This is a genomic window from Azospirillum humicireducens (assembly GCF_001639105.2).
Taxonomy (GTDB): Bacteria; Pseudomonadota; Alphaproteobacteria; order Azospirillales; family Azospirillaceae; genus Azospirillum; species Azospirillum humicireducens.
Window position 1 is genome coordinate 3,003,813 of the sequence record NZ_CP015285.1, and the last position, 23,355, is coordinate 3,027,167.

The window sequence follows — 23,355 nt, forward strand, 5'->3', positions numbered from 1 at the left end:
GGCAACCGGGTGATTACCCGGATCGGCAATTCTTCCGGGGCACCGCACCCACAACATCGACATCGCATCCAAGGGCAGCCATAGGCGCGGGAAGAATCGCGGTCTATATTGGCACCATGCACGATCTCTTCCCCATCCTGATGGTCCTGGCGATGCTGGCCGTGGTCGGCTCGCTCTTCGTCGGCCTCTTCTTCATGGCCCGCGGCGGCAGGGGCGACCCGCGCCGCTCCAACAAGGCGATGCGCCTGCGCGTCATCCTGCAGGGCGCGGCGCTGCTGCTGTTCGTTCTCGCCATCCTGACCAAAGGCTGACGCTTTCCATGGTAAAGCTGACCAAGATCTACACGCGCGGCGGCGACGCCGGCGAAACCTCGCTCGGCGACGGCAGCCGGGTGCCGAAGCACGACCGCCGCGTCGCCGCCTACGGTACGGTGGACGAGGCGAACGCCGTGATCGGCATGGCGCGCCTTCACACCCATGACTGGCCGGAGGCCGACGCGATGCTCGGCCGCATCCAGAACGACCTGTTCGACCTGGGTGCGGACCTCTGCACGCCGGAGGAGGAGATGCCGAAATACCCGCCGCTGCGCATCGTCCAGTCCCAGGTCGACCGGCTGGAGGCGGAGATCGACGCGATGAACGCCGGTCTGGCGCCGCTGACCTCCTTCATCCTGCCCGGCGGCTCGCCTGCCGCAGCCCATCTGCATCTGGCGCGCACCGTGGTGCGCCGGGCGGAGCGGCTGATGACCGATCTGGCGCGCCACGAACCGGTGACGGGTGCGGCGCTGAAATACGTCAACCGGCTGTCGGACCATCTGTTCGTGCTGAGCCGGGTGGTGAACCGCAACGGGGCGGACGACGTTCTGTGGGTTCCCGGCGCGAACCGCTGAGGAAGGGCCGCGCAATCCGTCGGAAGCCGCCGCTTGCGCGTCGGGCGCGTCATTGACAGTGGTAATGCCAGATCCTATGGTCCGTTCGCAACCACAGCAATTTTCGCGGTGTTCGCCGTAACAAGGCGCGCGCTCAGCAGCCAGGGTGAGTTATGAAAGTCCTCGTCCCCGTTAAGCGAGTGGTCGACTACAACGTGAAGATCCGCGTCAAGGCGGACGGCAGCGGCGTCGAGACCGCCAACGTGAAGATGAGCATGAACCCCTTCGACGAGATCGCCGTCGAAGAGGCGGTGCGCTTGAAGGAGGCCGGCAAGGCGACCGAGATCGTCGTCGTCTCCGTCGGCCCGGCCCAGGCGCAGGAGACGCTCCGCACCGCGCTCGCCATGGGTGCCGACCGCGCCATCCTGGTGCAGACCGACGTGACCACCGAACCGCTGGCCGTCGCCAAGGTGCTGAAGGCCCTGGTCGGGAAGGAGGCCCCCGGTCTCGTCATCCTCGGCAAGCAGGCGATCGACGACGACTGCAACCAGACCGGCCAGATGCTGGCGGCGCTGCTCGGCTGGGGCCAGGGCACCTTCGCCTCGAAGGTCGTCGCCGGCGACGGCACGGTCGCGGTCACCCGCGAGATCGACGGCGGCCTGGAGACGGTCGAGTTGAAGCTGCCGGCGGTGGTCACCGCCGACCTGCGCCTGAACGAGCCGCGCTATGCCTCGCTGCCCAACATCATGAAGGCGAAGAAGAAGCCGCTGGAGACGATCAACCCGGACAGCCTGGGCGTCGACGTCACGCCGCGTCTGAAGACGGTGAAGGTGGCCGAGCCGGCCAAGCGTCAGGCCGGCATCAAGGTGCCGGACGTCGCCACGCTGGTCGACAAGCTCAAGACCGAAGCGCGCGTGATCTGAGGGGGATGAACTGACCATGGCCAACATTCTCGTCATCGCCGACCACGACGGCGCCTCGCTGAAGCCCGCCACCCTGAACGCCGTCACCGCCGCTTCCAAGATCGGCGGCGACATCCATATCCTGGTCGCCGGCAAGGGCGCCCAGGCCGCCGCCGATGCCGCCGCCAAGGTGGCAGGCGTCGCCAAGGGGCTGCTGGCCGACGATGCCGCTTACGAGCATCAACTGCCGGAAGACGTCGCCCCGCTGGTGGTGTCCACCGTCAAGGCCGGCGGCTACAGCCATGTGCTGGCCGGCGCCACTTCGGTCGGCAAGAACCTCCTGCCGCGCGTCGCGGCGCTGCTGGACGTCGCCGCCATCTCCGACATCACCGCCGTGGTCTCCGCCGATACCTTCGAGCGGCCGATCTATGCCGGCAACGCCATCGCCACCGTGCAGTCGGCCGATGCGGTGAAGGTCATCACCGTCCGCACCACCGCCTTCGAAACCGCAGCATCCGAAGGCGGCTCGGCCACGGTCGAGGCCGTGTCGGGCGCCGGTGCCGCCGGGCTGTCGAGCTTCGTCTCGGCCGAGCTGACCAAGTCGGAGCGTCCGGAACTGACCGCAGCCCGCGTGGTGGTGTCGGGCGGGCGCGGCATGCAGTCGGGCGAGAATTTCCCGATGCTGGAGGCTCTGGCCGACAAGCTGGGCGCCGCGGTCGGCGCCAGCCGCGCCGCCGTGGACGCGGGCTTCGTGCCGAACGATTATCAGGTCGGGCAAACCGGCAAGATCGTGGCGCCCGAGCTGTACATCGCCGTCGGCATCTCCGGTGCGATCCAGCACCTCGCCGGCATGAAGGACAGCAAGGTCATCGTCGCGATCAACAAGGATGAGGAAGCGCCCATCTTCCAGGTCGCCGATTACGGCCTCGTCGCGGACCTGTTCAAGGCCGTGCCGGAGCTGACGGACAAACTCGGATAAGGCGCGCTGATCCGGATCGCGGTCGAGGGGGTAACTCTCCTTGACCGCGGTCCTTCTACCCACATCCCAAGCGGGACAGCCCCCATGACCACGATCAAGAAGATTGGCATCATCGGCGCCGGCCAGATGGGCAGCGGTATCGCCCAGGTCTGCGCCCAGGCCGGCTATGATGTCGTCCTGTCCGACATCAGCGACGCGGTCCTGGAAAAGGCGCTCGCCAACATCGGCCGGAATTACGACCGCCAGATCCAGAAGGGCAAGCTGGAGGAGGCGGAGAAGACCGCCGCTCTCGGCCGCATCGTCACCGGAACCGACCTGTCGGTGTTCGGCGAGTCCGATCTGGTGATCGAGGCCGCGACCGAGAACGAAGCGCTGAAGCGCGACCTGCTGAAGAAGCTGGTCCCGCACCTGAAGCCGGAGGCGCTGATCGCGACGAACACCTCGTCGATCTCGATCACCCGTCTGGCCGCGGCGACCGACCGTCCGGCCAAGTTCATGGGCATGCACTTCATGAACCCGGTGCCGGTGATGCAGCTGGTCGAGCTGATCCGCGGCATCGCGACCGACGAGCCGACCTTCAACGCCATCAAGGAACTGACCGCCGCCATCGGCAAGACCGCCGCGGTGGCCGAGGATTTCCCGGCCTTCATCGTCAACCGCATCCTGCTGCCGATGATCAACGAGGCTGTCTACACCCTCTATGAGGGCGTCGGCGGCGTCGAGGCCATCGACACGGCGCTGAAGCTGGGCGCCAACCACCCGATGGGTCCGCTGGAACTGGCCGACTTCATCGGCCTGGACACCTGTCTGGCGGTGATGCAGGTGCTGTACGAAGGCCTTGCCGACAGCAAGTACCGCCCCTGCCCGCTGCTGGTGAAGTATGTCGAGGCCGGCTGGATCGGCAAGAAGTACGGCCGCGGCTTCTACGACTACTCGCAGACGCCGCCGGTGCCGACGCGCTGACAGCCGCCACGCCTGTTTGAAAAGGCCCGCTCCGGGAAACCGGGGCGGGCTTTTTCTTGATTACCGGAACCGGAGGCCGCCACCTCGGCAGGCTGTCACTGGAAATAGCTGCCGCCCTTGGCGCGGGCACGCTGCCAGGCCGGGCGAGCGTGCATGGCGTCGACGAAAGCGGCAAGCCTCGGCCAGCGGCTGCGGTTGCCCTTCAGCATCGCCACTTCGATCGGGAAGCTGAGCATGATGTCGGCACCGGTCAACGCGTCTCCGACGAAATGTCCGGACGGACGCAGTTGGGCTTCGAGATAGTCGAAATGGCTGGCCAGCTGCTCCTGGATGCGGGGATGCAGCGGCGCGCCGGCCTCTCCAAGTCGTCCGACATAAAGATCGAGCAGGATCGGCGTCATCACCGAGCCTTCGGCGAAATGAATCAGCTGCAGATGACGCAACGCGTCGTCCGAGCCGGCCGGCGGCAGGAAGCGGCCACCACCGAAGGTCTCGCACAGATGCTGCACGATGGCGCCGGACTCCATGACGATCCGCCCGTCGATCTCGAGCAATGGGGATTTCCCCAGCGGATGAACCGCCTTCAGTTCCGGCGGGGCAAGATTGGTCACCTTGTCGCGCTGATAGAACCGGATCTCGTAAGGCAGCTCCAACTCCTCGAGGAGCCAGAGGATCCGCTGCGACCGGCTGTTGTTGAGATGATGGACGACGATGGTCATGAGTTGCCTTCTCGGGAATGGAAGAAGCGTGGGCAATGTCGGCCTTGCCGGACGGCGGACACCGGCCGACCGCCATCGGCCCGCAAGGGTGCCCGTTCCCATCCCAGCCCGTAAAGTCCGCCGGAAGGATTGGCCGCTTCCCGTCTCAGGGAACGGACGCTGGAGAACGTCTGTTGCACGGTCAGCGATCCCACGGGATCGACAAGTCCATATCCGAAGACGAAGGCCGCCATGGCCGGCACCGCCGGACGGGACCGCCGCTGAAGCATGATCGGATCAGGGAGGGCGCTTCCGCCCCCCTGCACCGGATGCGCTGCTGCCCTGCGCCGGCTTCCAGAAGACCTGAGAGGGTGCTTAACCGGCGGTTAACCGACGGGGATCATTGTCCCACGGCACATCGAGTATCCCCTCTCAAGCCTTCCTGAAACAGAGCATCTGCCATCATGGGCAACAAGACCATCAAGCTTTCCGACAAGGGCGGTTATCGCGACGTCGCCCTCGACCAACTGCCGCGCAACGTCCGCGCCGCGGTGACCGATCTGTCGAGCAAGAACCCGGTCGCCGACATCATCGTCGACCAGTCCGGCATGCTTTACCGCATCCACCTGTCGGCGCCGGCCAACATGTATGTGGACGTGCTGGCCGTCGCCTGAAGCGGCGCCGCGCAGTTCAGTTCCACCGGAAGGGCGGCTCGGCAAGCTATTGCAGCCGCCCTTCGTCGTTCCGGCCCTCCAGGCGGGCCAGCGCCCGGTTCAGCAGGCGGGGCGGCAGCATCGCCACCGCGCCGTCGCGGACCGCGCGCACATCCTCCGGATCGAGTCCGGTGACGGCGGCCAACTGCCGGTCGTCCAGCCCGCGGTCCTCCGCCAGCAGCGTGATCCAGCCCGCCAGGGTGCGGGCCTGGGCCAGCCCGGCCCGATCGTTGAACCAGAGGCCACCGCCCGGACGGGCAATCGGCGTTGCGTTTTCGAAAGGCATATCGGGATCGAACGACGTCATGGACGCACCTCCCCTCAGCGGTTTCTTTCGCAGTCGCAGCAAGATCTACCGCTTTGCAGCGGATTTTGTTTCCCTATATTTATGAATTCAGCCTATCACTTCCAGAGGGAGGTAGGCAGTATTCGGCACCACCAACGCTCTTTCCCCTGTCTTTTTGCGCTGCGGCATGACCGGACGGCAGTGACGGGTCGCCTTTCCGGGATTCTTTGAAACTGTCTTCGCGGGCCGGGGGCTAGGGCGGGGCGGCGGCTTCGGCGTATAACCGGTGCCATCATCCTGAATCCCAGTCCCGAACCTTCTGCAGTCCGGAATCCCGATGTCCGCTTCCCCCTCCTCCCAGTCGCCGCTGTCCGGGCCGGCCCTTCTCGAGCGCATCGACGCGCTGGCGGCGATCAGCGCGGAGGAGGGGCGCCTGTCGCGCCTCTACCTGACGCCGGAACACCGCCGCGCCAACGACCTCGTCGCGCAGTGGATGCGCGCCGCCGGGATGGCCGTGCGGGAGGATGCCGTCGGCAACATCGTCGGCCGCTACGAGGGCGACAGGCCGGGCCTGCCGGCATTGCTGATCGGCTCCCACCTCGACACCGTGCGGGATGCCGGGCGCTATGACGGCATGCTGGGCGTTCTGAGCGGCATCGCCGTGGTGGCGGACCTGAACGCCCACGGCCGCCGCCTGCCCTTCGCCATCGAGGTGATCGGCTTCGGCGACGAGGAGGGGACCCGCTTCCAGTCCACCCTGATCGGCAGCCGCGCCATCGCCGGCACCTTCGACCCGGCGGTGCTGGAGACGCGCGACGCCGCCGGCACGCGGCTGGCCGACGCGATGACGGCCTTCGGACTCGATCCCGCCGCCTGGGCCACCGCCGCCTACGAGCCGCATGCCGTGCTGGCCTATGTGGAATTGCACATCGAACAGGGGCCGGTGCTGGAGGCGCTGGGCCGGCCGGTCGGCGTGGTCACCGCCATCGCCGGCGCCACCCGGCTGGCGGTGACGGTGGAGGGCATGGCCGGCCATGCCGGCACCGTGCCGATGACCCTGCGCCGCGACGCACTGGCGGCAGCCGCCGAGATGATCCTGGCGGTGGAACAGCTCTGCTCCGGACAGGAACGGCTGGTCGGCACCGTCGGCCGAATCGAGGCGGCGCCCGGCGCCACCAACGTCATTCCCGGCAAGGTCCGCTTCACCATCGACCTGCGCGCCGACCGCGACCCCCTGCGGCTGGAGCGGGTCGGCGCCGTCCGCGCCCGGCTGGAGGCCATCGCCGACGCCCGCGGCGTCGCCATCGGCTTCGAAACGCTGCATGAGAGCCCCGCCGTCGCCTGCCACCCGGCGCTGATGGCGCAGTTCGCCGCCGCGGCGGCCGCGGAAGGGCTGGACGCGCCGGAGCTGCCGAGCGGCGCCGGCCACGACGCCATGGCGGTGGCGGCGCTGACCGACATCGCCATGCTGTTCGTCCGCTGCGAACGCGGCATCTCGCACAACCCGGCCGAACGGATCACCGCCGCCGATGCCGAGGCCGGCGCCCGCGTGCTCGCCCGCTTCGTCGAGAACTTCCAGCCCGCAACCTCCCTTCCGTGACGGACCGCCTGCCATGACCGACCTGTCCCCTTCCCTCGCCGCCACGCTCGACGAGGCGGTGAATGCCCGCTTCGACGAGGAGGTCCGCTTCCTGGCGGAACTGGTGAAGGTGCCGTCCGACAATCCCCCCGGCGACTGCGCCCCCCACGCCGTCCGCGCCGCCGAGCTGCTGGAAGCGATGGGCTTCACGGTGGAGCGTCATCCGGTGCCGGCCGATCTGGTGCGGGCCAACGGCATGATCAGCGCCACCAACCTGGTGATCCGCCACCGCTTCGGCGAAGGCCCGACCGTGGCCCTGAACGCCCATGGCGACGTGGTTCCGCCCGGCGAGGGCTGGTCGAGCGATCCCTATGGCGCGGAAATCCGCGACGGCGTCATGTATGGCCGCGGCGTGGCGGTGTCGAAGTCGGATTTCGCCACCTACACCTTCGCGCTGCGGGCGCTGATGGCCTCGAAGGCCCCGCTGAAGGGGACGGTCGAGCTGCACCTGACCTATGACGAGGAGGCCGGCGGCGAGATCGGGCCGAAATGGCTGCTCGACCGGGGCATTTCCAAACCGGACTATGCGGTGTCGGCCAGCTTCGCCTATTCGGTGGTGACCGGGCACAACGGTTGCCTGCATCTGGAGGTGCAGGTCGACGGCAAGTCCGCCCATGCCGCCCGCCCCGACACCGGCCATGACGCGCTGGAGGCGGCGACCGGCATCCTGGCCGCCCTCTATGCCCACCGGCCGGACCTGGCGGCGCGCCGATCCGGCGTGACCGGCATCTCTCATCCGTCGCTGACGGTCGGGCTGATCCAGGGCGGCATCAACACCAATGTGGTGCCGGACCGCGTGACCTTCCGCCTCGACCGCCGCATGATTCCGGAGGAGACTCCGGCTGAGGTCGAGGCCGAACTGCGCACCCTGATCGAGCAGGCCGCCGCAGGCCGCGAGGGCATCCGCGTCACCGTCCGCCGCATCCTGCTGGCCCGGCCCTTCCGCTCGGTCGGCGACGCACCGCGGCTGGCCGCACTGTTCGCGGCCCATGCGCAGGAGGTGCTGGGCGTGCCGGTCGGCCAGAACGGCATCCCGCTCTACACCGACGCCCGCCATTATTCGGAGGCAGGCATCCCCACCATCCTCTATGGCGCCGGCCCGCGCGACCTGCTGGAAGCCAACGGCCACCGCGCCGACGAAAAGCTGGTGCTGGAGGATCTGCGCAAGGCGACCCAGGTGGTGGCGCGGTCGCTGGCGGACCTGCTGGGGTAAAGCCTGGCGAATCTACCCCACCCGCTCCCCCGACGGCAGCCCGAGGTCCCAACCGGCCAAGCCTGAGGCGGCCGGGTCGGTGGCGGCGGTGTCCAACGCGGCCAGATGGCGGTCGATCAGCAGGTTCAGCCGATCGCGCGCCTCCCACACCGTCAGGCTGTGGTCGGCGCGGTCGAGATAGACCAGCTCGATGCCGGACAGGCCGTCCAGGGCGCGGCCGCCGTCGCCCAGATGCAGATGGAACTCGGCCAAGGTCATGTCGCCGCTGCTGTAGACCAGCAGAACCCGCCTGCCTTCCGCGGAGAGGCGGCGGAACATGCGCAGCGCGTGGCGGGTCAGGCCGGTGCGGATCAGCAGCTTGCGGACGAAGCGGCCGGCCAGCCGCTTGGCCAACCCCGTCACGCGGGCGCGCTTGCGGAAGCTGGCGCGCAGCCGGGCCGGTTTCAGCGCCTCCAGCAGATAGTCGGTGGTGGAGCGGAAGGCGACCGTCCGCATCAGCTCCGCCACGGCCGTGCCGTCGCCCAGCTCGAACCGTCCGGGATTCAGCGCGACCTGCCCGACCACCCGGTCGTCGCCCAGCCCTGCATGCAGGGCGGGCGTGCCGCCGGCACACAGGCCGATGACGACGACGCGCGCATGCCCCTGCGCTTCGAGCCAATCCAGGGCCGCCCGCAAGTCGCCGATCACCTCCCTGTGGTAGAGCAGGTTGTCGGCAAGCCCCGGCCGGTCGGGACTGTCGCCGATCCCGGCGGCGTCGATCCTGAGCGAGCAATAGCCGCGCGCCGCCAGACGGCGGGCCTGCACCACGGTGGCGCGTCCGGACCCGACATGGTGGGTGGCGCCGCTGTTCAGGAACAGGATGGCCGGCCGGCTGCCGGCCGGGTCGGCCAGGACGGGGGTGCAATAGATGCCGAACAGCTCCGGACCCTTGCCGAAGAAGACCGGACGCTCGACCGCGGTCGTGGTCATCAGCCCGGCCGGGCGGTGCGGCGGCGGGGTGGCGCCCGTGGCGACCGGCCCGGCGGCGATCCAGCGCAGGACCGGGTCGAACACCGCAGCGGCCTGCGCACGCTGCGGCTGCTGGACCATCTCCATCATGCCGCTGATGCCCATCGGCTCCGCCGCCGCGCCCATCGCACGCCAGCGGGCCGCCAGCTTCACCGGCGTCTTCGCGTCAGGCCGGTCGGCGATCAGGATGCGCGGAGCCGGCGGCACCGGCTGGTCGCAGGGGGCAAGGCCGCTCAGCGCCAGTGCGGTCTCCGGCGTCAGCGGCATGCCGATCACGTTCAGCCAGGAGGCGCGTTCCGGCGGCTCCGGGTTGCAGACCGGGCGCAGCACCATGGTGGCCAGCGTCTGCAGCTCCCGCACCGCCTTGCGGCCGGAGGTGATCGGCGCCAGCAGCGCCAGCGCATCCACCCCCTGCCCGTCCTCGGTCAGTTCCAGCGCCGCCGCGGTGGCGAGCAGCGAGCCCAGGCGGAAGCCGACAAGGACCAGTTCGGTGACGCCGGTGTCCTCGCGCAGGCGGCGCACCGCCGCCTTGACGCCGTCCAGCCACGCGCGCACCCGGTCCGGCTCGCTGTCGTCACCGGCGGAATCGCCGGAACCCGGATAGTCGAACCGCAAGGTCGGCAGGCCCGCGGCGGCCAAATTCTCCGCGAAACTCTTCCAGGCGCGGTGTACGCAGAGCTCCTCATGTCCGTAGGGCCCGCACAGCACCACCCCGCGCAGCCCCGGCGCCGGGTGCAGCCATCCGAAACACCCCTCGAACACCATCGGTGTCGGCTTCATGCGTCCCCCCTGTAACGGACGGGCGCCAGCGCGTTCAGCGCATGGAGCTCCCCATCCGGCACGCCACGGCCGGTCCCGGCCCGCGGCCGCAGGCGGACGACCCGCTCGACACCGGGGGACAGGTGGAACCAGGCATCCTCCGCCCGGAACCGCCCATCCTCGACATGCACCGAACAGGCGAGCCTCCGGGTGGCAAGCCGCAACGCCCAGCCGTCGCCCTGCCGCTCCACCGCCGCCGTCAGGCCGAGATCGGCGCGCGGCAGCGAGCGGCCCTTCGGGAAATAATGAAATTCATCGATCGGTTCCGCGTCCCTTCCGGTCAGCAGCAATTGCGCCGACACCACATCCTGTGGGATCGGCCCAAACCTGTAAGTGTAAGTCGTGTCAAAAAAGCGGTCGGTCATCGCTGCGGCGGGGAGCATGACCGCCGCCCGCCCCGGCAACGTCACCGGCCGCTCCGCCTTCAACACCGGAACCGTCCCGTCGCGCCAGGCCGTCAACCGCAGCAGCGCCTCCACCGGCCGGGCGGTGTCGTTGACCAGATGGACGGCCAACCCGTTCACCCCCTCGTCGGTCAGGATGACGCGCAGCGGACGGAAAGCCCGTTTCAGCGCATGCCAGGCCGGCTTCGGCGTGCCGTCGGCGGCGACCACGCCCCAGCCGGCCCCCGGCCAGGGGTCGCGCCATTGCCAGACCAGCCCGCCGGCACAGCCGGACCCGGCACGCCGCCATTCGTCGAACACCGCCTGCATCACCTCCCCCGTCACCGCAAGGGACAGGCGGCGGTAGCGGTCTGGCTCCTCATGGCGCAGGCGCCGCGGATCGACGCCGTAGAGCGCCTCCAGATAATGCTCCCGCACATCCTCGAAATCCCAGGAGGCGCCGGGATCGCGCGGAACCCGCTCCTTCCAGCGGGGATGGTGGAGCGCCGGGACGCCGAGCGGGTCATCCTCCGGCAGGTTGGAGAAGGCGAGGCATTCGGCGGCGAAGCGCACGTCGGCCCGCCGGGCATCGTCCAGCGGCCTCATATAGGCGCCGACGCCGTAGTAATGGGTCACCCCGGCATTGGCGACGAAGGGCAGCGGCCCGCCGCTGGGGGAGTTGGGCAGCTGGATCAGATCGGGCCGCCGCGCCGTCGCCTCCTCCGCAATCGCTGCCGTCAGTGCTTCTTGCGTCCAGACGGCGCGGGGCAGGCCGAGCATGGCCGCCTGCTGCTCCATCTCGCTGCCGCCGCACAGCACCGCCAAGCAGGGCGAGGCCTGGGTGCGGTCGAGCAATTGGGCGATTTCCGCCCGCACGCTGTCGAGAAAGGCCGGATCGCCGGGGTAGTCGAAGTTGGCGAACATGGCGTCCTGCCAGACCAGGATGCCCAGCTCGTCACACAGCTCGAAGAAGGCGTCGCCCTCATACAGCATGGTGCCGCCGACGCGGACCATGTTGGCCCCGGCCTCCCGCATCCGCCGCAGTTCGGGTTCGTAGACGGCGCGCTCCGCCGACAGGCCGACCGGATCGACCGGCACCCAGCAGCCGCCACGGCAGAACACCCGCTCGCCATTCACCAGCAGGGCGAAGCCGTTGCCGTCGGTTCCCCGGTCCACCGCCAGCGAGCGGAAACCGACGCGCCCCAGATCGACCTCCACGTTGCCCCCCGGCATGGCGATCCGCGCGACCACGCCATGCAGCACCGGCTCGCCATGGGTGTGCGGCCACCAGGGCTCCACCCCCGACAAGGTCATGTCGGCGTGGAAGGCGTCGATGCCGTCGAAGCGGAGCGGCGCGACCTGCCCGGCCACCTCGACAGAGCCGGTCATGTCGGACGACGTGCCGTCCACGGTCAGGCGCAGCGACAGCCGCCCGTCGCGACCGTCAAAGCTGCTGCGCAGGTCGGCGCCCAGCACACGGACGGGACCGGTCTCCTCCACCAGTTCCACCGGGCGGTAGGGGCCGACCGCGTGGACCGGCGGGCACCAGCCCGGCATATGGCCCAGCAGGGTCGTACGGACGAAGCGCAGCCCTGCCGGCTCGGCCAGCTTCGTTCGCCAGCGGGCGCGGCCTTTCTTCGCCGCCAGCACCGGATGCAGGGCGTGGAAACGGATGGACAGCTCCGCCTCCCCGTTCAGCATCACCGGCACCTCATGGGCGAGGAACATGCTGTCGGAGGTCAGGATGCGCTCCCCATCCAGCCACACGTCCGCGATGGTGGCGAGACCGTGGAAGCGCAGGATGCGCGGACCATGGCCGGTCAGCCGGGTGCGGTAGACGATATCCTTGTCATCCAGCGGAAGCGGATCGTCCAGAAACCACAGCCCGGCCGCTTGCAGGGCCTGCGCCGCCGTTCCGGGCACCGGAGCCGGCACGGCGTCCCCCAACTCCCCCACCGCGCCGGGCGGCAGCAGGGTCAGGTTCCATCCCTCCGTCAGCGCGGTGATCCGCCGTCCCGTGACCGATCGGATGAGCGCCATCGCCGGTCACCCGCAATGCCGGGCCAACGTGCCCAGGGCGGTGTCGTAGGCGCGTTCCATCCGCTCGAAGCCGCCGCTCAGGTCGGGCGCCTTGCGCCGGGCAACCGTCCGGGCCAGCTGGAACTGCATCGCCTTGGCGCCCTCGGCGATGATCCGGCAGGCCTCCTCCGCCTCCACCGGCCCGTCGAGCCAGCGGGTATGGGCGCCCAGCAGCTCGAAATTGGCGCCGAACTGACGCAGCAGGTTGAAGGCATAGAGGTGGAAATACTCCAGCTGCCGCGACAGCAGCCGATCCAGATGCTCCGGGAAAGCGGCGCGGTAGGCCGCGATGGGGTTCTCCGCCGGCCGGCGGGCGAGGTGGCGGCGCAGAAGCGCCAGCGACGCATCCCTCAGCGCCCGGCCTTCCAGCGCCGGCTGCGCCGGCTTCACGAACTCCACATAGGGGAACAGCGGCCCCGCCGCCGCCGCCGCGACCCCCTCGTAATCGGCGCCCTCCAGCCGGTGGAAGCCGGCATTGTGGAAGTAATCCATGGTCCGGGCCGCCGGGTCGATGCGGACGATGCCGACCGTGGTCTTGACATGGGTGGTGCCATAGGAGGTGCCGCGGGTGTCCGGCAGATGGAAGCCGTCGACCTCCACCAGCACCAGCCCGCCATCCGGACTGCGGTTCAGCTGCTCCGCCACATGGGTTTCGACGCTGTCGTAGATCGCCAGTTCCTGCACGCGCAGGCCGTACAGCGTTTCCAGATCCTCCAGCGGCACCTTGAAGAAGGTGAACTGGTCGCCCTCGAAATCCTGGGTGACGGTGAAGCCGAGCATCGCCAGCGGGTCGAGCCCACGGGCGTGCAGCGCCTCGATCCACAGATCGACGTAGCAGTTGGTCTCCAGCCAGATGCGCTCGCCCCGGTGCAGGGGATGGCGGTCGTGGCCGTCGGGCTGGTGCCGGGTCCACATGGCGTCCATCAGCCCCACAGCACCTTGCGGACCGCCGCCGGCCAGCCGGCCGGGTCGAAGCCGTGATGGCGGAACAGCGCCAGCGCCACCCGCTCCATCCCGAAGCCGACACATGCGGTATGGGCGACGCCGCCGTCGGCGGTGCGGATGTCCCAGATATGGCCGAAATGGTCCTGGTGATAGTTGAAGCTGAGGCAGGCGGTCGGCTTCTGCGTGCTGGTGACGGGGATCAGCAGCTCGAACTTCAGCTTCTGCTCGCGCTGGCTGCTCGACAGCATGGCGCCGACACGGCCGAAGAAGGGATCGTTGGCGACATCGATCTCCAGCGGCACCTCCAGCGAAGCCATCATCTCGCGCCCGCGCTCCAGCCACGTCTCGCGGAACTCCACGACCTGCTCCGGCGTGCCGATGCGGATGTATTCGCGCATGCGGAACATCTGCATGCGGGCCGGGTCGATCGAGGGTTCGTGCCGGAAACAGTAGGAGAAGACGTCGATCACCGTGCCGCCGTCGGGCAGCGCACCACGCCGGGCGATGGTCGGATAGACCGGATAGCAGGCGGCGGGCGTCATCACCACGTCGGTCGCGACCTGATCCTCGGTCCAGTCCTGCCCCTCCTCCAGTCGGCGCAGCAGAGTGCGGTGCGCCTTCTCGTCGCCGCCGAAGCTGTGGATGGTGCCGGCCAGATGGGGGAAGCTCTTCAGATAGTCGCTTTCCTCGAAATACCGGCGGTTCAGGGCCGGGGGAAAGCGCATCGCCTCCGCCCCGTCGGCACCGCCCCAGCGGGTGACCAGCGCGTCGAAGCGCTCCACCACCTCCTCGAAGACGCCGCTGCGGCCATAGAGGCCGTCCACGCCGGTGGGGATCAGCAGGCCGGCAGCCACCAGCTCGTCGCGATAGGCCGCCTGGGCCGCCCCGATGTCGACCATGTTCATTCGAAGGGCCCCGATCCGTCCCGCTGGACGAGAAGCTGGGTGGCGATGTGCGACATGATCCGGTCGTTGCCGATCATGAGGGCGGCGGAATGGGCATCGCGCAGGTGCCGGCCGAGACTGTAGGGCGTGTCGTTGCGGTAGCCGGCCAGCCCGCAGGTGCGGATCGCCGCCTCCACCACCTCGCGCACCAGCTCCGACGTGGTGACCTTCAGCGTGGCCATCGCCGTGGCGAAGGACAGTGTGGTGAGCAGTTCCGGCGAGCCGCAGGCCAGTTCGTACTGGCGGATGGCGGTCAGGATGACGGTCTTCATCTGCTGCAGCTTCGCCGTCGCCTCCGCCAGCCGCACCGCACAGGGCGGGGTGGTGCCGGGCTTGCGCCTCGCCTCCGACCGGACGAAGGCGCGGGCGCGGCTGACCGCGTCGGCAGCGATGCCGAGCCAGGTGCTGCTCCACAGGATATGGGTCACTGGCAGCATGGTCCGGGCCGACAAATCGGCGTAGGGCAGCGGCAGGATCTGGTCGGTGACGCCCGCCGCCTCCAGCCGGTAGCCGTCGGAACAGGTGCCGCGCATCCCCATCGCGTCCCACGGCGTCGTCTTCTCCAGCCGGTAATCGTCGCTGGTCAGCACCGCCAGCACCTGATCCGACGACGGCGCGTCGGGATTGCGGCGGGCGGTGACCAGGATCACGTCCGACTGGTCGCCGTAGGAGATGACCGAGGCATTCTTCGCCAGGGTGAAGCGGCCCTCCCCGGCCTCCCGATCCGCCTTCACGGCGCAGACGCTGTTGCGGATGTCGCCGCCGGTCTCGGCCTCCGTCGTGGCGGAACCGAGAAGCAGCTGGTCGGCCGCCATGCGCGCCATCAGCTCGCGGTGCCAGCCATTGCTGCCATGATTGACCAGACAGGCGACCTGAATCTGGTGCATGGCATAGATCATGCCGGTGGCGCCGCAGCCGCGGGCAAGCGCATGGCAGGCCGCCGCCACCTCGAACAGCGACGCGCCACCGCCGCCGAGATCCGCCGGGACCATGACTCCCAGCATCCGGTCCCGGCGCAGGGCGTCGAAGGCCTCGGCGGGGAAGCGGCTGTCCCGGTCCACCGCGTCGGCGTGGGCGGCGGCGATGTCCGCCCCGATGGCGCGCGCGCGGGCCGAAAGGTTCGGAGCCGCGCCGGCCGGGGCGGCGTTCACGCTTCGCTCCCGTCGATCAGGCCGCGTACAGCGTCGCGGATCGCCGCGATGCTCTCGAAGGTTCGGCGGTTCAGCAGCTTTTCCGGAAACTCGACGTCGAACTGCTCCTCCAGCCCCAGCATCAGGCCGACACAACCATGAGAGGTGAGTCCGGCAGCGTAGAGATCGTCATCGACGGCGAGCCTGCCGGCATCGACCGCCAGTCCGCCGCATTCGGCCAGGACCGAACGGATGCCGGCGATCGTCCCGTCATCGACTCCGCCACCGGCGGCGGGGGGTAGCCCGGCACTCCCGGCCGCTTGATGGGTCGGGGTGGGGAAAGGCGGGCTGGCGTCCTGCGGCATTCTCGAAATCCCTCGGAAACTTGCTGATCCCAAGCTAGCCACGCCACTCCGGCGCTTCCACTCGGCATCGGTATGGCCGCCGGGCTATCCAAGTGATCGCTTTTTCGCCGGTGGGGGTAAGCACAGGGATAACGTTGGTCGAAGGTCCGGACGCCTTTGGTGTTGCCAGTTCGGGCCATGATCCACCGGCCTAGGCCTGGGCTTGGCCGGGCACGGATTTGTGCCGTCGGCATCACCCCGCTACCAGCCGCCGCATCCGAAGGGATATAGGGCCCGCGGACAACACACTTTCTTGCCTGCGAAATTTTCCCACCCTGGAATCTCTAGAATTCCATATGTCGGAATGATTTGTAATATCCTTTTCTCTCAATGGAAAAATGATTGACGGATAATCGCCGGGTCGAAAACCATGCAAGAGCCGGTGTGACCGATCGCCGCAAGATCCTCCGGGCGCTTGCAGAACCAAGATTGCATTCACTGCAGACTTGCGGCCGATGGGAGCCGCCGGCGCCCGGGTGGAGCGCAGCCGCCGCCTCCGGGTGACAGCGATCACACCCGCCCCGAGGGGACCCGACGCCATGGCCACCGCCACACCCGCCCTCCCACAGCAACTATCCGCCCCGTCCGGCAGCAGTCCGGTCGCGGGCAACCGGCGCCGTCTCGGCGTTCGGGCGAAGCTGCTGCTGGCCTTTGCCGGCATGGCGGCGATGACGGTGGCGGCCAGCGCCGTCGGGCTGATGTCCTTTTCCGCCGTCGAACGGCCGATGGCGCATATCGCCGAAACCAGCCTGCCGGAGATGGAACTGGCGACCCGGCTGGCCGGCGAGAGCAGCCGGATCGCCGCCGCCGCCCCGTCCCTGGACGGTGCCAACAGCCAGGAGGAGCGCGAACGCATCCAGGCCGATACGCACGAGCGCTCCCGCGCCTTCCTGTCGCTGGTCGACGAGTTGGCCGCCCGCCGCCCGCAGGATCCGTTGTTGTCGGAGGTGCGGGACACCGGCAACGCATTGATCGCCACGCTGGATCGCGTCAATGACGGGGTCGCCTCCCGCCTGTCCCTGCATGACCGGCGGGAAGAGGCGTCGGCGCGGCTGGCGCAGGCCTATGACGGCTTCATCAAGACGCTCTCGCCGCTGGTCGAAGGGGCCGGGCAGTCCCTGCAGGACAAGGGCATGGCGCTGGACGGCGGGACCGACCGCGACATGGGGGCGCTGTCCGACGCCGTGCGGTCGATGATCGCGCTCTACGACCTGCGCGGCGGCATCGCCGCGGCGCTCGATGCCATGAACCGCTCCGGCACCGCGCCGGACGCCAGGACCATCGGCGAACTGCAGCAGGCCTATCTGGAGGCGTCCTCCCAGGTGACGGGCACGCTCGGCACGCTCGGCGACCGGCTGCCGGCCGACATGGCTGGGAAGATCGACACGCTGTTCCTCTTCGGCTACGGCAAGGACAATGTCTTCGAGCTGCGCCGGGCGGCGCTGGAGGGCCCTGGAAACAGCGGCGGGAACAGCGGCGGGGCGGTCGACCGGCGGCTGGCGGAGCGGCTGGCAGCGGCGCGGGCCCAGGCTGCCGGCCTGCTCGACGGGCTGAAGGCGCCGCTGCGCCAGGTGCAGAGCGACATCAAGCGCACCAGTTTCGACGTCCGCTCCCGCATCCAGGAGGCGACACAGGACCTGCTGGGCCCAGGCCTGGACCGCTTCCGCACCCATCTGGAGCTGTCGACCCACGGCACCGCCTTGGCCGGCGCATTGAACGAGGCGGCGCAGGCCGCCGACGCCGGCCGGCTGGCGCTTCTGGAGAAACGCTTCATCACCGAGGCCATTGCGCTCGACCAGCGCATCGTCAAGCTGGCCGACGCTGAAACCGGCAACGCCGGCAAGGCCGAAGGCGGCGAGAATGCCGCCGGCAACGAAGTCATCGCTGCCCTGGCCAAGGCGCTGGCCGCCTTCGGCCGCGGGGAGGAGGGCATTGTCGCCCTGCGCCGCGCCGAACTGGCGGCCATTGCCGACACCGAGCGGGTTCTGGCCGAGAACCGCCTGCTGTCGCAGAGCTTCGCCGCCACCGTCGACCGCCAGATCGCCGCCATGCGGGAGGAGGCCAAGGCCGCCGTCGCCGGCATCGACGGCACCATCGCCGCCGGCCGCCGGATGCTGATCCTGTTCGCGGTCGGCAGTCTGGTGGGCGCGGTGGCGCTGGCCTGGCTGGTGGTGGGGCGCCACATCGTCGCCCGGCTGAGCGCCCTGTCCGACGCCATGCGCGCCATCGCGGCCGGCGACCTGAACGCGTCCATCCCCGCCGCCGGCTCCGACGAGATCGGCGACATGACCCGCGCTCTGGCCGTCTTCCGCGACACCGCCAACGCCGCGCGCGAGGCCAACGCCCGCGCCGAGGCCGAGCGTGGCCGTGCGGCCGGGGAACGCCGCCGCGCCATGGTCGAGATGGCGGAGAATTTCGAGACCAGTGTCCGCGGCGTGCTGGACCGCGTGGCCCAGGCCGCCGGCGAGATGCAGGACATGGCCGAACGCATGACCCGCAGCGCCGATCTCACCGCCGGCGAGGCGACGACCGCCGCCGGCAGCTCGCAGCAGGCCGAAGGCAACGTCAAGGCGGTCGCCGCCGCCACGGAGGAGCTGTCGGCCTCCATCCAGGAGATCGGCAGCCAAGTCCACGCCTCCAGCCAGATCGCCCGCAAGGCGGCGGACGAGGCCGAACGCACCGACCGCACGGTGGAGGGGCTGGCCCAGACCGCCGGGCGCATCGGCGAGGTGATCGGGCTGATCCAGTCCATCGCCGGCCAGACCAACCTGCTGGCCCTCAACGCCACCATCGAGGCGGCGCGCGCCGGGGAGGCCGGCAAGGGCTTCGCCGTCGTGGCCAGCGAGGTGAAGGGGCTCGCCACCCAGACCGCGAAGGCGACGGAGGACATCTCCGCCCAGATCGCCGCGATGCAGGCGGTGACGCAGGAGGCGGTGGACGCCATCCGCTCCATCGCCGGCACCATCCGCGAGGTGAACGAGATCGCCGCCACCATCGCCGCCGCGGTGGAGCAGCAGAGTGCCGCCACCCGCGAGATCGCCCGCAATGTCGGCGAAGCGGCGGACAGCACCCAGCATGTCCGCGGCAACATCGACTCCGTCGCCGATGCGGCGCGGGAATCGGGGGAGTCCGCCAACCGCGTTCTGTCGGCCTCCTCCACGGTGCAGGACCAGCTGCGGACCCTGTCCGGTCAGGTCGATGCGCTGGTGGGAGAGATGCGGGCGGCCTGACGCCGGTTCCGATGCCCGGCGCGAGGGCGGGCTACGGCCCGTCCGCCAGGTTCCGCAGGGCGTCCACGTCGCAGTGGAAGCGGTTGGGCCGCAGCTCGTTCAGCAGGCCCTGCCGCTTCAGTTCGGCGACGACGCGGCTGGCGGTCTCGGTGGTGATGCCCAGCACGGCGCCGACATCCTCCCGCCCGAAGAAGTCGCATTCGCCATGGTCGTCCACCAGGGTCAGGAACAGCCGGGCGACCCGCGCCCGCGCGCTGCCGGTGCCGAGTTCGACCAGGAAGGCGTCGGCGCGCTCCACCGCCTGATGCCAGCGCCGCATCAACTGCTGGTGCAGGTGCTGCGTTTCCTCCGACAGGCGCTGGATCACGGCACGGGGAATGCGGCAGGTCAGCACCGGATGGATGGCGATGGCGGTGTGGCGATAGGGTTCGCCCAGCGCCGCTTCGAGCCCGGCGGTGTCGCCGGTGCGCAGAAGCCGGACGATACGCTGGCCGCCGTTGGGCAGATACTGCACCAGCTTCACCAACCCGCCGCGCACGGTGTAGAGGGCCGTCGGCTCGTCGCCGACATGGTAGAGCGCCGCACCCGGCGCCACCGTCATTTCGTCGATGGGCAGATGGATCAGGTTGAAATCGGATTCGGTCAGATCGGCGAACAGTGCCGATTCCCGGATGCCACACCCCCTGCAGTTCGCCAGCCCCCGCCACGCCGCGTTGATGCTGGTCTTCTTCACGCTCATGTCCATGGTTTTGCGGGGCGACGATGCTGTGGGTACGAACGGTGGTCGCCGTGCAGTGTGGCAGCTTTTTGGATGCGTTCCAAGGATGCGGCGATCACCGTCCGCAATGGGGAAACCTCACGCCGCGCTCTCCGCCACCGGCTGGGCTTGGCGGACCTCCTCGCGCAGGGTGACGGCGCCGTTGGTGCGTTCCAGGATCAGTTTGCGGCTGTGATGGGCGTCGAGCCCGGCATGGTGGCCGATGGTCAGCAGGGTCGCGTTGGGCAGCTCCCGCTCCATCAGGGTCAGCAACTCCTCCTCGGCCGGAGGATCGAGGCTGTCGGTGGCGTCCTCCAGGAAGATCCAATCGGGGCGGCGGATCAGCAGCCGGGCGAAACCCAACCGCTGCCGGTCGGGCACCGACAGCACCTCGTCCCAACGGTCGGTGCCGTCCAGCCGGTCGACCAGATCGGGCAAGCCGACGCTGACCAGCGCCTCCGCCGCCCTCTCGTCCGCCACCGAAGAGGCCGGGCCGGGATAGGCCAGCACCGCGCGCAGGCTGTCATGCGGCAGGTAGGGGCGTTCCGGCATGAAGAAGACGCGGGTGTGGGCCGGCAGGGTGATGCGCCCGCTGCCCCACGGCCAGACGCCGGCCACGGCGCGGAACAGGCGGATGGTCGCCGTCGCATCGCCGCCGATCAGCACCCGGTCGCCCGGACGGACCTCCAGATCGAAGGCATGGACGACGGCCGTGCCGTTCGGCTCGTCGATGGATACGCCGCTGAAGGTCAGCGTCTGGTGGTCGTCGGAGCGCACGACCTGGATATGGCCGTCCGGCACCTCGCAGACCTCGCGGTCCAGCCGGACCAGCGCGTCGTGCAGGTTCAGCACGCGCTCCACCGACGCCCGCCACTCGGCGACGCGCGGCAGATTGTCGATGGGCCAGGACAGCGCGCCGACCGTCTGCTGGAAGGCCTGCGCCGTCTGCATCAGCACGCCCAGCGAGATGGTCCCGGCAATGTAGCGGGGGGCGGCGACCAGGATCGGGAAGGCGGCCGACAGCACCGAATAGCTGGCGCTGAACACCATCATATGGCTGAGAGCGCGGGTCTGGCCGGTCCAGCCGCGCACCACCCCGCCGAACAGGGTGGCGAGGTGGCCGCGCTCCGCCGACTCCCCGTGCAGCAGCGCGATGGTCTGGCCATTCTCGCGGATGCGGGCCAGCGCGAAGCGGAAATCAGCCTCGTAACCCTGGCGCCGGTTCACGGCATTGACCAGCGGCTGTCCGATCAGCATGGCGATGGTCGTGCCCATGGCGGCGTAGAGCAGCGCCACGAACAGCAGATGGCCCGGCACCGACAGCTCGGTCCCGAACAGGGTGACCGACAGCGTGCCCGACAGCATCCACAGGATGTTGGTGAAGCTGATGAGCAGAAGCGCGCAATAGGTCAGCGAATGGCCGAGGTCGATGGCCATCTCCGCGGTGATGCGGATGTCCTCGGCGATGCGGCCATCGGGGTTGTCGTGTTCGCCCGGCATATAGGCGATCTGGTGGTGCCGGCCGCGGCGCAGCCAGTCCTCCAGCAGCTTGCGGGTCAGCCAGTCGCGCCAGCCCATCTGCAGCCGGCGCTTCACCCGCAGATGCAGCACGACGATGACGATGTTGTAGACGATGATCAGCCCGACCAGCCCGATCATCGTCAGGAAGCGGTCCATGGAGCGCTGTTCGAGCGCGTCGAACAGCCGCTCGCTCCACAGGTTGATCAGGACGGGGATCGACACCTGCCCGACGGTGAGCACGAACAGCGCCACGGTCAGGGCCCAGACGGTCACCCGCGACCGACCCCGCCAGTAACCGCCCGCCAGCCGGAGGAAGCGGCGGGCGAAGCCGGGCGCCCCCTCGCCGGTCGCGGGCTCCCCGGATTTGGCACCGCCGGGTTTGGCACCTCTCTCGTCGGTCATGTCGGCCATTCCGGGCCTCCGCCCTCATTCCCTCACCGTCCGTATTACTAACGAATAGGACGTGCCTTGACAAAAGTACAGGGGTAGGGGCGAAGAAAGGCTTAAAGCCTTCCCGTTCTCACAACCTCGGCGAGGAAGCGGTAGCTGTCCTTCGGCATGCGGTCCAGCGTGTCGTAATCGACGCGCACGATGCCGAACCGCTTCGACAGGCCGAAGGCCCATTCGAAATTGTCCAGCAGACTCCAGCACAGATAGCCCTTGACGTTGCAGCCGTCGGCCAGCGCCTGCGCCACCGATTCCAGATGCTCTCGATAGTACAGCACACGCTCCGCGTCATGGATCTGGCCGTCCGGCGTCACCACGTCGTCATAGGCGCAGCCGTTCTCCGCGATGAAGACGGCGGGATTGCCGTAATCGGTGCGGAATTCGGTCAGCAGGTCGTAAAGCCCCTCCGGCTGGACCGGCCAGGCCATGCCCGTCCAGCGCCGGCATTGCGCCTCGCCCCAGCCGACATCGAAGGGCCGGCCATCCTCATGCTTCATCGTCATGCGGGAGTAGTAGTTGATGCCCAGAAGGTCGATGGGGTAGCGGATCGCCTCCTCATCGCCGGGCAGAACGAACTCAGCCATCTTTTCGGCCAGCAGCGCCGGGATTTGCCCGCGCATCAGCCCGTCCAGCGCGACCCGGTTCCACACCGCGTCCCAGCGGGCGGTCGCGGCCACATCCTCCGGCCGGTCGCTGTCGGGAACTGCCGGCTGCAGGTTGAGCACGGTGCCGAGCGTCAGCCCGGAATGCTCCGCCGCGATGGCGCGGAGCGCGGCACCCTGCGCCAGATTCTGGTGGTGCAGGGCCCGCAGGATGCCCTGTTCGCCCAGCTTGTGACCGGGAGCATGCTCGCCCACGCCATAGCCGAAGATGGCGACCACGTTCGGCTCGTTCAGCATCATCCAGGTCTTGACCCGATCGGCCAGCCGGGCGGTGACGATGCGGGCATAATCGGCGAAGGGGCCGACGATCTCCCGCCCCTGCCAGCCGCCGGCATCCTCCAGCGGCTGCGGCAGATCCCAGTGGTAGAGGCAGGCCATCGGCGTGATCCCCGCCTCCAGCAGCGCATCGACCAGCCGGTCGTAGAAATCGAGTCCGCGCGTCTCCACCGCCCCCGTCCCCGTCGGCAGGATGCGCGGCCAGGCAATCGAGAAGCGATAGCTGTCGAAGCCCGCCGCCTTCATCAACGCGATGTCTTCCGGGTAGCGGTGGTAATGATCGCAGGCGACGGCGGCGCTGCTGCCATCCATGATGCGGCCTTGCGCGGTAAAGGTATCCCACACGCAAGGCCCGCGCCCGTCGGCATCGACCGCCCCTTCGATCTGGTAGGAGGCGGTCGACGCCCCCCAGCGGAAATCCGGCGGGAAACTCAGCGGCTTGGCATCGGCGGCCTGGGACACGGGCTGGCTGAAGCTGTCCATTCATTT

20 protein-coding genes are annotated in these 23,355 nt (G+C 69.1%); 9 read left to right on the top strand and 11 right to left on the bottom strand.

What is annotated here, in order from left to right; all coding sequences use genetic code 11:
* Positions 1-116: 116 nt before the first annotated feature.
* From A6A40_RS14030 to A6A40_RS14050, 5 genes are all read left to right on the top strand, one after another.
* On the top strand, positions 117-311 hold the full coding sequence (locus A6A40_RS14030; protein ID WP_063635925.1) for a twin transmembrane helix small protein: 195 nt from the start codon (positions 117-119) through the stop codon (positions 309-311).
* 8 nt (positions 312-319) lie between these two features.
* Positions 320-889 carry a cob(I)yrinic acid a,c-diamide adenosyltransferase gene (locus A6A40_RS14035; RefSeq protein WP_063635926.1) on the top strand — a complete coding sequence of 190 codons (570 nt, stop codon included), beginning with the start codon at positions 320-322 and terminating at the stop codon, positions 887-889.
* A gap of 152 nt (positions 890-1,041) precedes the next feature.
* Positions 1,042-1,791 carry an electron transfer flavoprotein subunit beta/FixA family protein gene (locus A6A40_RS14040; RefSeq protein WP_063635927.1) on the top strand — a complete coding sequence of 250 codons (750 nt, stop codon included), beginning with the start codon at positions 1,042-1,044 and terminating at the stop codon, positions 1,789-1,791.
* Positions 1,792-1,807: 16 nt separating this feature from the next.
* The gene (locus A6A40_RS14045; RefSeq protein WP_063635928.1) at positions 1,808-2,749 is read left to right on the top strand and encodes an FAD-binding protein; all 942 of its coding nucleotides are present in this window, start codon (positions 1,808-1,810) and stop codon (positions 2,747-2,749) included.
* Between the two features lie 84 nt (positions 2,750-2,833).
* On the top strand, positions 2,834-3,712 hold the full coding sequence (locus A6A40_RS14050) for a 3-hydroxybutyryl-CoA dehydrogenase (RefSeq protein WP_063635929.1): 879 nt from the start codon (positions 2,834-2,836) through the stop codon (positions 3,710-3,712).
* 95 nt (positions 3,713-3,807) lie between these two features.
* Here A6A40_RS14050 and A6A40_RS14055 read toward each other — a convergent pair whose 3' ends face one another.
* Positions 3,808-4,431 carry a glutathione S-transferase family protein gene (locus A6A40_RS14055; protein ID WP_063635930.1) on the bottom strand — a complete coding sequence of 208 codons (624 nt, stop codon included), beginning with the start codon at positions 4,429-4,431 and terminating at the stop codon, positions 3,808-3,810.
* A gap of 443 nt (positions 4,432-4,874) precedes the next feature.
* Between A6A40_RS14055 and A6A40_RS14060 the strand changes: the two genes are divergently transcribed.
* The gene (locus tag A6A40_RS14060) at positions 4,875-5,084 is read left to right on the top strand and encodes a hypothetical protein (protein ID WP_063635931.1); all 210 of its coding nucleotides are present in this window, start codon (positions 4,875-4,877) and stop codon (positions 5,082-5,084) included.
* Positions 5,085-5,130: 46 nt separating this feature from the next.
* On the opposite strand, the gene A6A40_RS14065 is transcribed toward A6A40_RS14060, so the two are convergent.
* Complete coding sequence (locus tag A6A40_RS14065) at positions 5,131-5,430, bottom strand: hypothetical protein (RefSeq protein ID WP_063635932.1); 300 nt, start codon at positions 5,428-5,430, stop codon at positions 5,131-5,133.
* Positions 5,431-5,746: 316 nt separating this feature from the next.
* On the opposite strand from A6A40_RS14065, the gene A6A40_RS14070 reads away from it, so the two are divergent.
* Positions 5,747-7,009 carry an allantoate amidohydrolase gene (locus tag A6A40_RS14070; protein WP_063635933.1) on the top strand — a complete coding sequence of 421 codons (1,263 nt, stop codon included), beginning with the start codon at positions 5,747-5,749 and terminating at the stop codon, positions 7,007-7,009.
* A gap of 13 nt (positions 7,010-7,022) precedes the next feature.
* A complete protein-coding gene (locus tag A6A40_RS14075; RefSeq protein WP_063635934.1) occupies positions 7,023-8,261 on the top strand; it encodes an ArgE/DapE family deacylase in 1,239 nt (412 codons plus the stop codon).
* A 12-nt stretch (positions 8,262-8,273) separates the two neighbouring features.
* Here A6A40_RS14075 and A6A40_RS14080 read toward each other — a convergent pair whose 3' ends face one another.
* The 6 genes from A6A40_RS14080 to A6A40_RS14105 are packed head-to-tail and all read right to left on the bottom strand — an operon-like array spanning position 8,274 to position 15,934.
* Positions 8,274-10,049, bottom strand: coding sequence for an alpha/beta fold hydrolase (locus tag A6A40_RS14080; RefSeq protein WP_063635935.1), 1,776 nt, complete (start codon positions 10,047-10,049; stop codon positions 8,274-8,276).
* Entirely contained in the window at positions 10,046-12,511 is a 2,466-nt protein-coding gene (locus A6A40_RS32400; RefSeq protein ID WP_063635936.1) for a glycoside hydrolase family 2 protein, read from the bottom strand. The genes A6A40_RS14080 and A6A40_RS32400 overlap by 4 nt, the downstream gene beginning before the upstream one ends.
* Positions 12,512-12,517: 6 nt before the next feature.
* Positions 12,518-13,474, bottom strand: coding sequence for a DUF1839 family protein (locus A6A40_RS14090; RefSeq protein ID WP_236783680.1), 957 nt, complete (start codon positions 13,472-13,474; stop codon positions 12,518-12,520).
* Positions 13,474-14,400, bottom strand: coding sequence for an amino acid--[acyl-carrier-protein] ligase (locus tag A6A40_RS14095; RefSeq protein ID WP_063635937.1), 927 nt, complete (start codon positions 14,398-14,400; stop codon positions 13,474-13,476). Before A6A40_RS14095 ends, A6A40_RS14090 begins: the two co-directional genes overlap by 1 nt.
* Complete coding sequence (locus A6A40_RS14100) at positions 14,397-15,590, bottom strand: acyl-CoA dehydrogenase family protein (protein ID WP_063635938.1); 1,194 nt, start codon at positions 15,588-15,590, stop codon at positions 14,397-14,399. The genes A6A40_RS14095 and A6A40_RS14100 overlap by 4 nt, the downstream gene beginning before the upstream one ends.
* A complete protein-coding gene (locus A6A40_RS14105) occupies positions 15,587-15,934 on the bottom strand; it encodes an acyl carrier protein (protein ID WP_199275878.1) in 348 nt (115 codons plus the stop codon). Before A6A40_RS14105 ends, A6A40_RS14100 begins: the two co-directional genes overlap by 4 nt.
* 578 nt (positions 15,935-16,512) lie before the next feature.
* On the opposite strand from A6A40_RS14105, the gene A6A40_RS14110 reads away from it, so the two are divergent.
* Positions 16,513-19,203: a methyl-accepting chemotaxis protein gene (locus A6A40_RS14110; protein ID WP_236783681.1), complete on the top strand. Its 2,691-nt coding sequence runs from the start codon at positions 16,513-16,515 to the stop codon at positions 19,201-19,203.
* 31 nt (positions 19,204-19,234) lie between these two features.
* Here A6A40_RS14110 and A6A40_RS14115 read toward each other — a convergent pair whose 3' ends face one another.
* The 3 genes from A6A40_RS14115 to A6A40_RS14125 form a co-directional block, all read right to left on the bottom strand.
* Entirely contained in the window at positions 19,235-19,948 is a 714-nt protein-coding gene (locus tag A6A40_RS14115; protein ID WP_063635940.1) for a Crp/Fnr family transcriptional regulator, read from the bottom strand.
* Between the two features lie 111 nt (positions 19,949-20,059).
* The gene (locus A6A40_RS14120; protein ID WP_063635941.1) at positions 20,060-21,892 is read right to left on the bottom strand and encodes an ABC transporter ATP-binding protein/permease; all 1,833 of its coding nucleotides are present in this window, start codon (positions 21,890-21,892) and stop codon (positions 20,060-20,062) included.
* 92 nt (positions 21,893-21,984) lie between these two features.
* The gene (locus A6A40_RS14125) at positions 21,985-23,349 is read right to left on the bottom strand and encodes a GH1 family beta-glucosidase (RefSeq protein WP_063635942.1); all 1,365 of its coding nucleotides are present in this window, start codon (positions 23,347-23,349) and stop codon (positions 21,985-21,987) included.
* Positions 23,350-23,355: the final 6 nt, after the last annotated feature.

Coding starts and splice junctions, on each gene's coding strand:
- A6A40_RS14080 (WP_063635935.1), bottom strand. CDS start 10,049: ATGAAGCCGACACCGATGGTGTTCGAGGGGTGTTTCGGATGGCTGCAC.
- A6A40_RS14060 (WP_063635931.1), top strand. CDS start 4,875: ATGGGCAACAAGACCATCAAGCTTTCCGACAAGGGCGGTTATCGCGAC.
- A6A40_RS14125 (WP_063635942.1), bottom strand. CDS start 23,349: ATGGACAGCTTCAGCCAGCCCGTGTCCCAGGCCGCCGATGCCAAGCCG.
- A6A40_RS14035 (WP_063635926.1), top strand. CDS start 320: ATGGTAAAGCTGACCAAGATCTACACGCGCGGCGGCGACGCCGGCGAA.
- A6A40_RS14115 (WP_063635940.1), bottom strand. CDS start 19,948: ATGGACATGAGCGTGAAGAAGACCAGCATCAACGCGGCGTGGCGGGGG.
- A6A40_RS14110 (WP_236783681.1), top strand. CDS start 16,513: ATGGCCACCGCCACACCCGCCCTCCCACAGCAACTATCCGCCCCGTCC.
- A6A40_RS14065 (WP_063635932.1), bottom strand. CDS start 5,430: ATGACGTCGTTCGATCCCGATATGCCTTTCGAAAACGCAACGCCGATT.
- A6A40_RS14040 (WP_063635927.1), top strand. CDS start 1,042: ATGAAAGTCCTCGTCCCCGTTAAGCGAGTGGTCGACTACAACGTGAAG.
- A6A40_RS14045 (WP_063635928.1), top strand. CDS start 1,808: ATGGCCAACATTCTCGTCATCGCCGACCACGACGGCGCCTCGCTGAAG.
- A6A40_RS14075 (WP_063635934.1), top strand. CDS start 7,023: ATGACCGACCTGTCCCCTTCCCTCGCCGCCACGCTCGACGAGGCGGTG.
- A6A40_RS14120 (WP_063635941.1), bottom strand. CDS start 21,892: ATGGCCGACATGACCGACGAGAGAGGTGCCAAACCCGGCGGTGCCAAA.
- A6A40_RS14070 (WP_063635933.1), top strand. CDS start 5,747: ATGTCCGCTTCCCCCTCCTCCCAGTCGCCGCTGTCCGGGCCGGCCCTT.
- A6A40_RS14055 (WP_063635930.1), bottom strand. CDS start 4,431: ATGACCATCGTCGTCCATCATCTCAACAACAGCCGGTCGCAGCGGATC.
- A6A40_RS32400 (WP_063635936.1), bottom strand. CDS start 12,511: ATGGCGCTCATCCGATCGGTCACGGGACGGCGGATCACCGCGCTGACG.
- A6A40_RS14030 (WP_063635925.1), top strand. CDS start 117: ATGCACGATCTCTTCCCCATCCTGATGGTCCTGGCGATGCTGGCCGTG.
- A6A40_RS14090 (WP_236783680.1), bottom strand. CDS start 13,474: ATGGACGCCATGTGGACCCGGCACCAGCCCGACGGCCACGACCGCCAT.
- A6A40_RS14095 (WP_063635937.1), bottom strand. CDS start 14,400: ATGAACATGGTCGACATCGGGGCGGCCCAGGCGGCCTATCGCGACGAG.
- A6A40_RS14105 (WP_199275878.1), bottom strand. CDS start 15,934: ATGCCGCAGGACGCCAGCCCGCCTTTCCCCACCCCGACCCATCAAGCG.
- A6A40_RS14050 (WP_063635929.1), top strand. CDS start 2,834: ATGACCACGATCAAGAAGATTGGCATCATCGGCGCCGGCCAGATGGGC.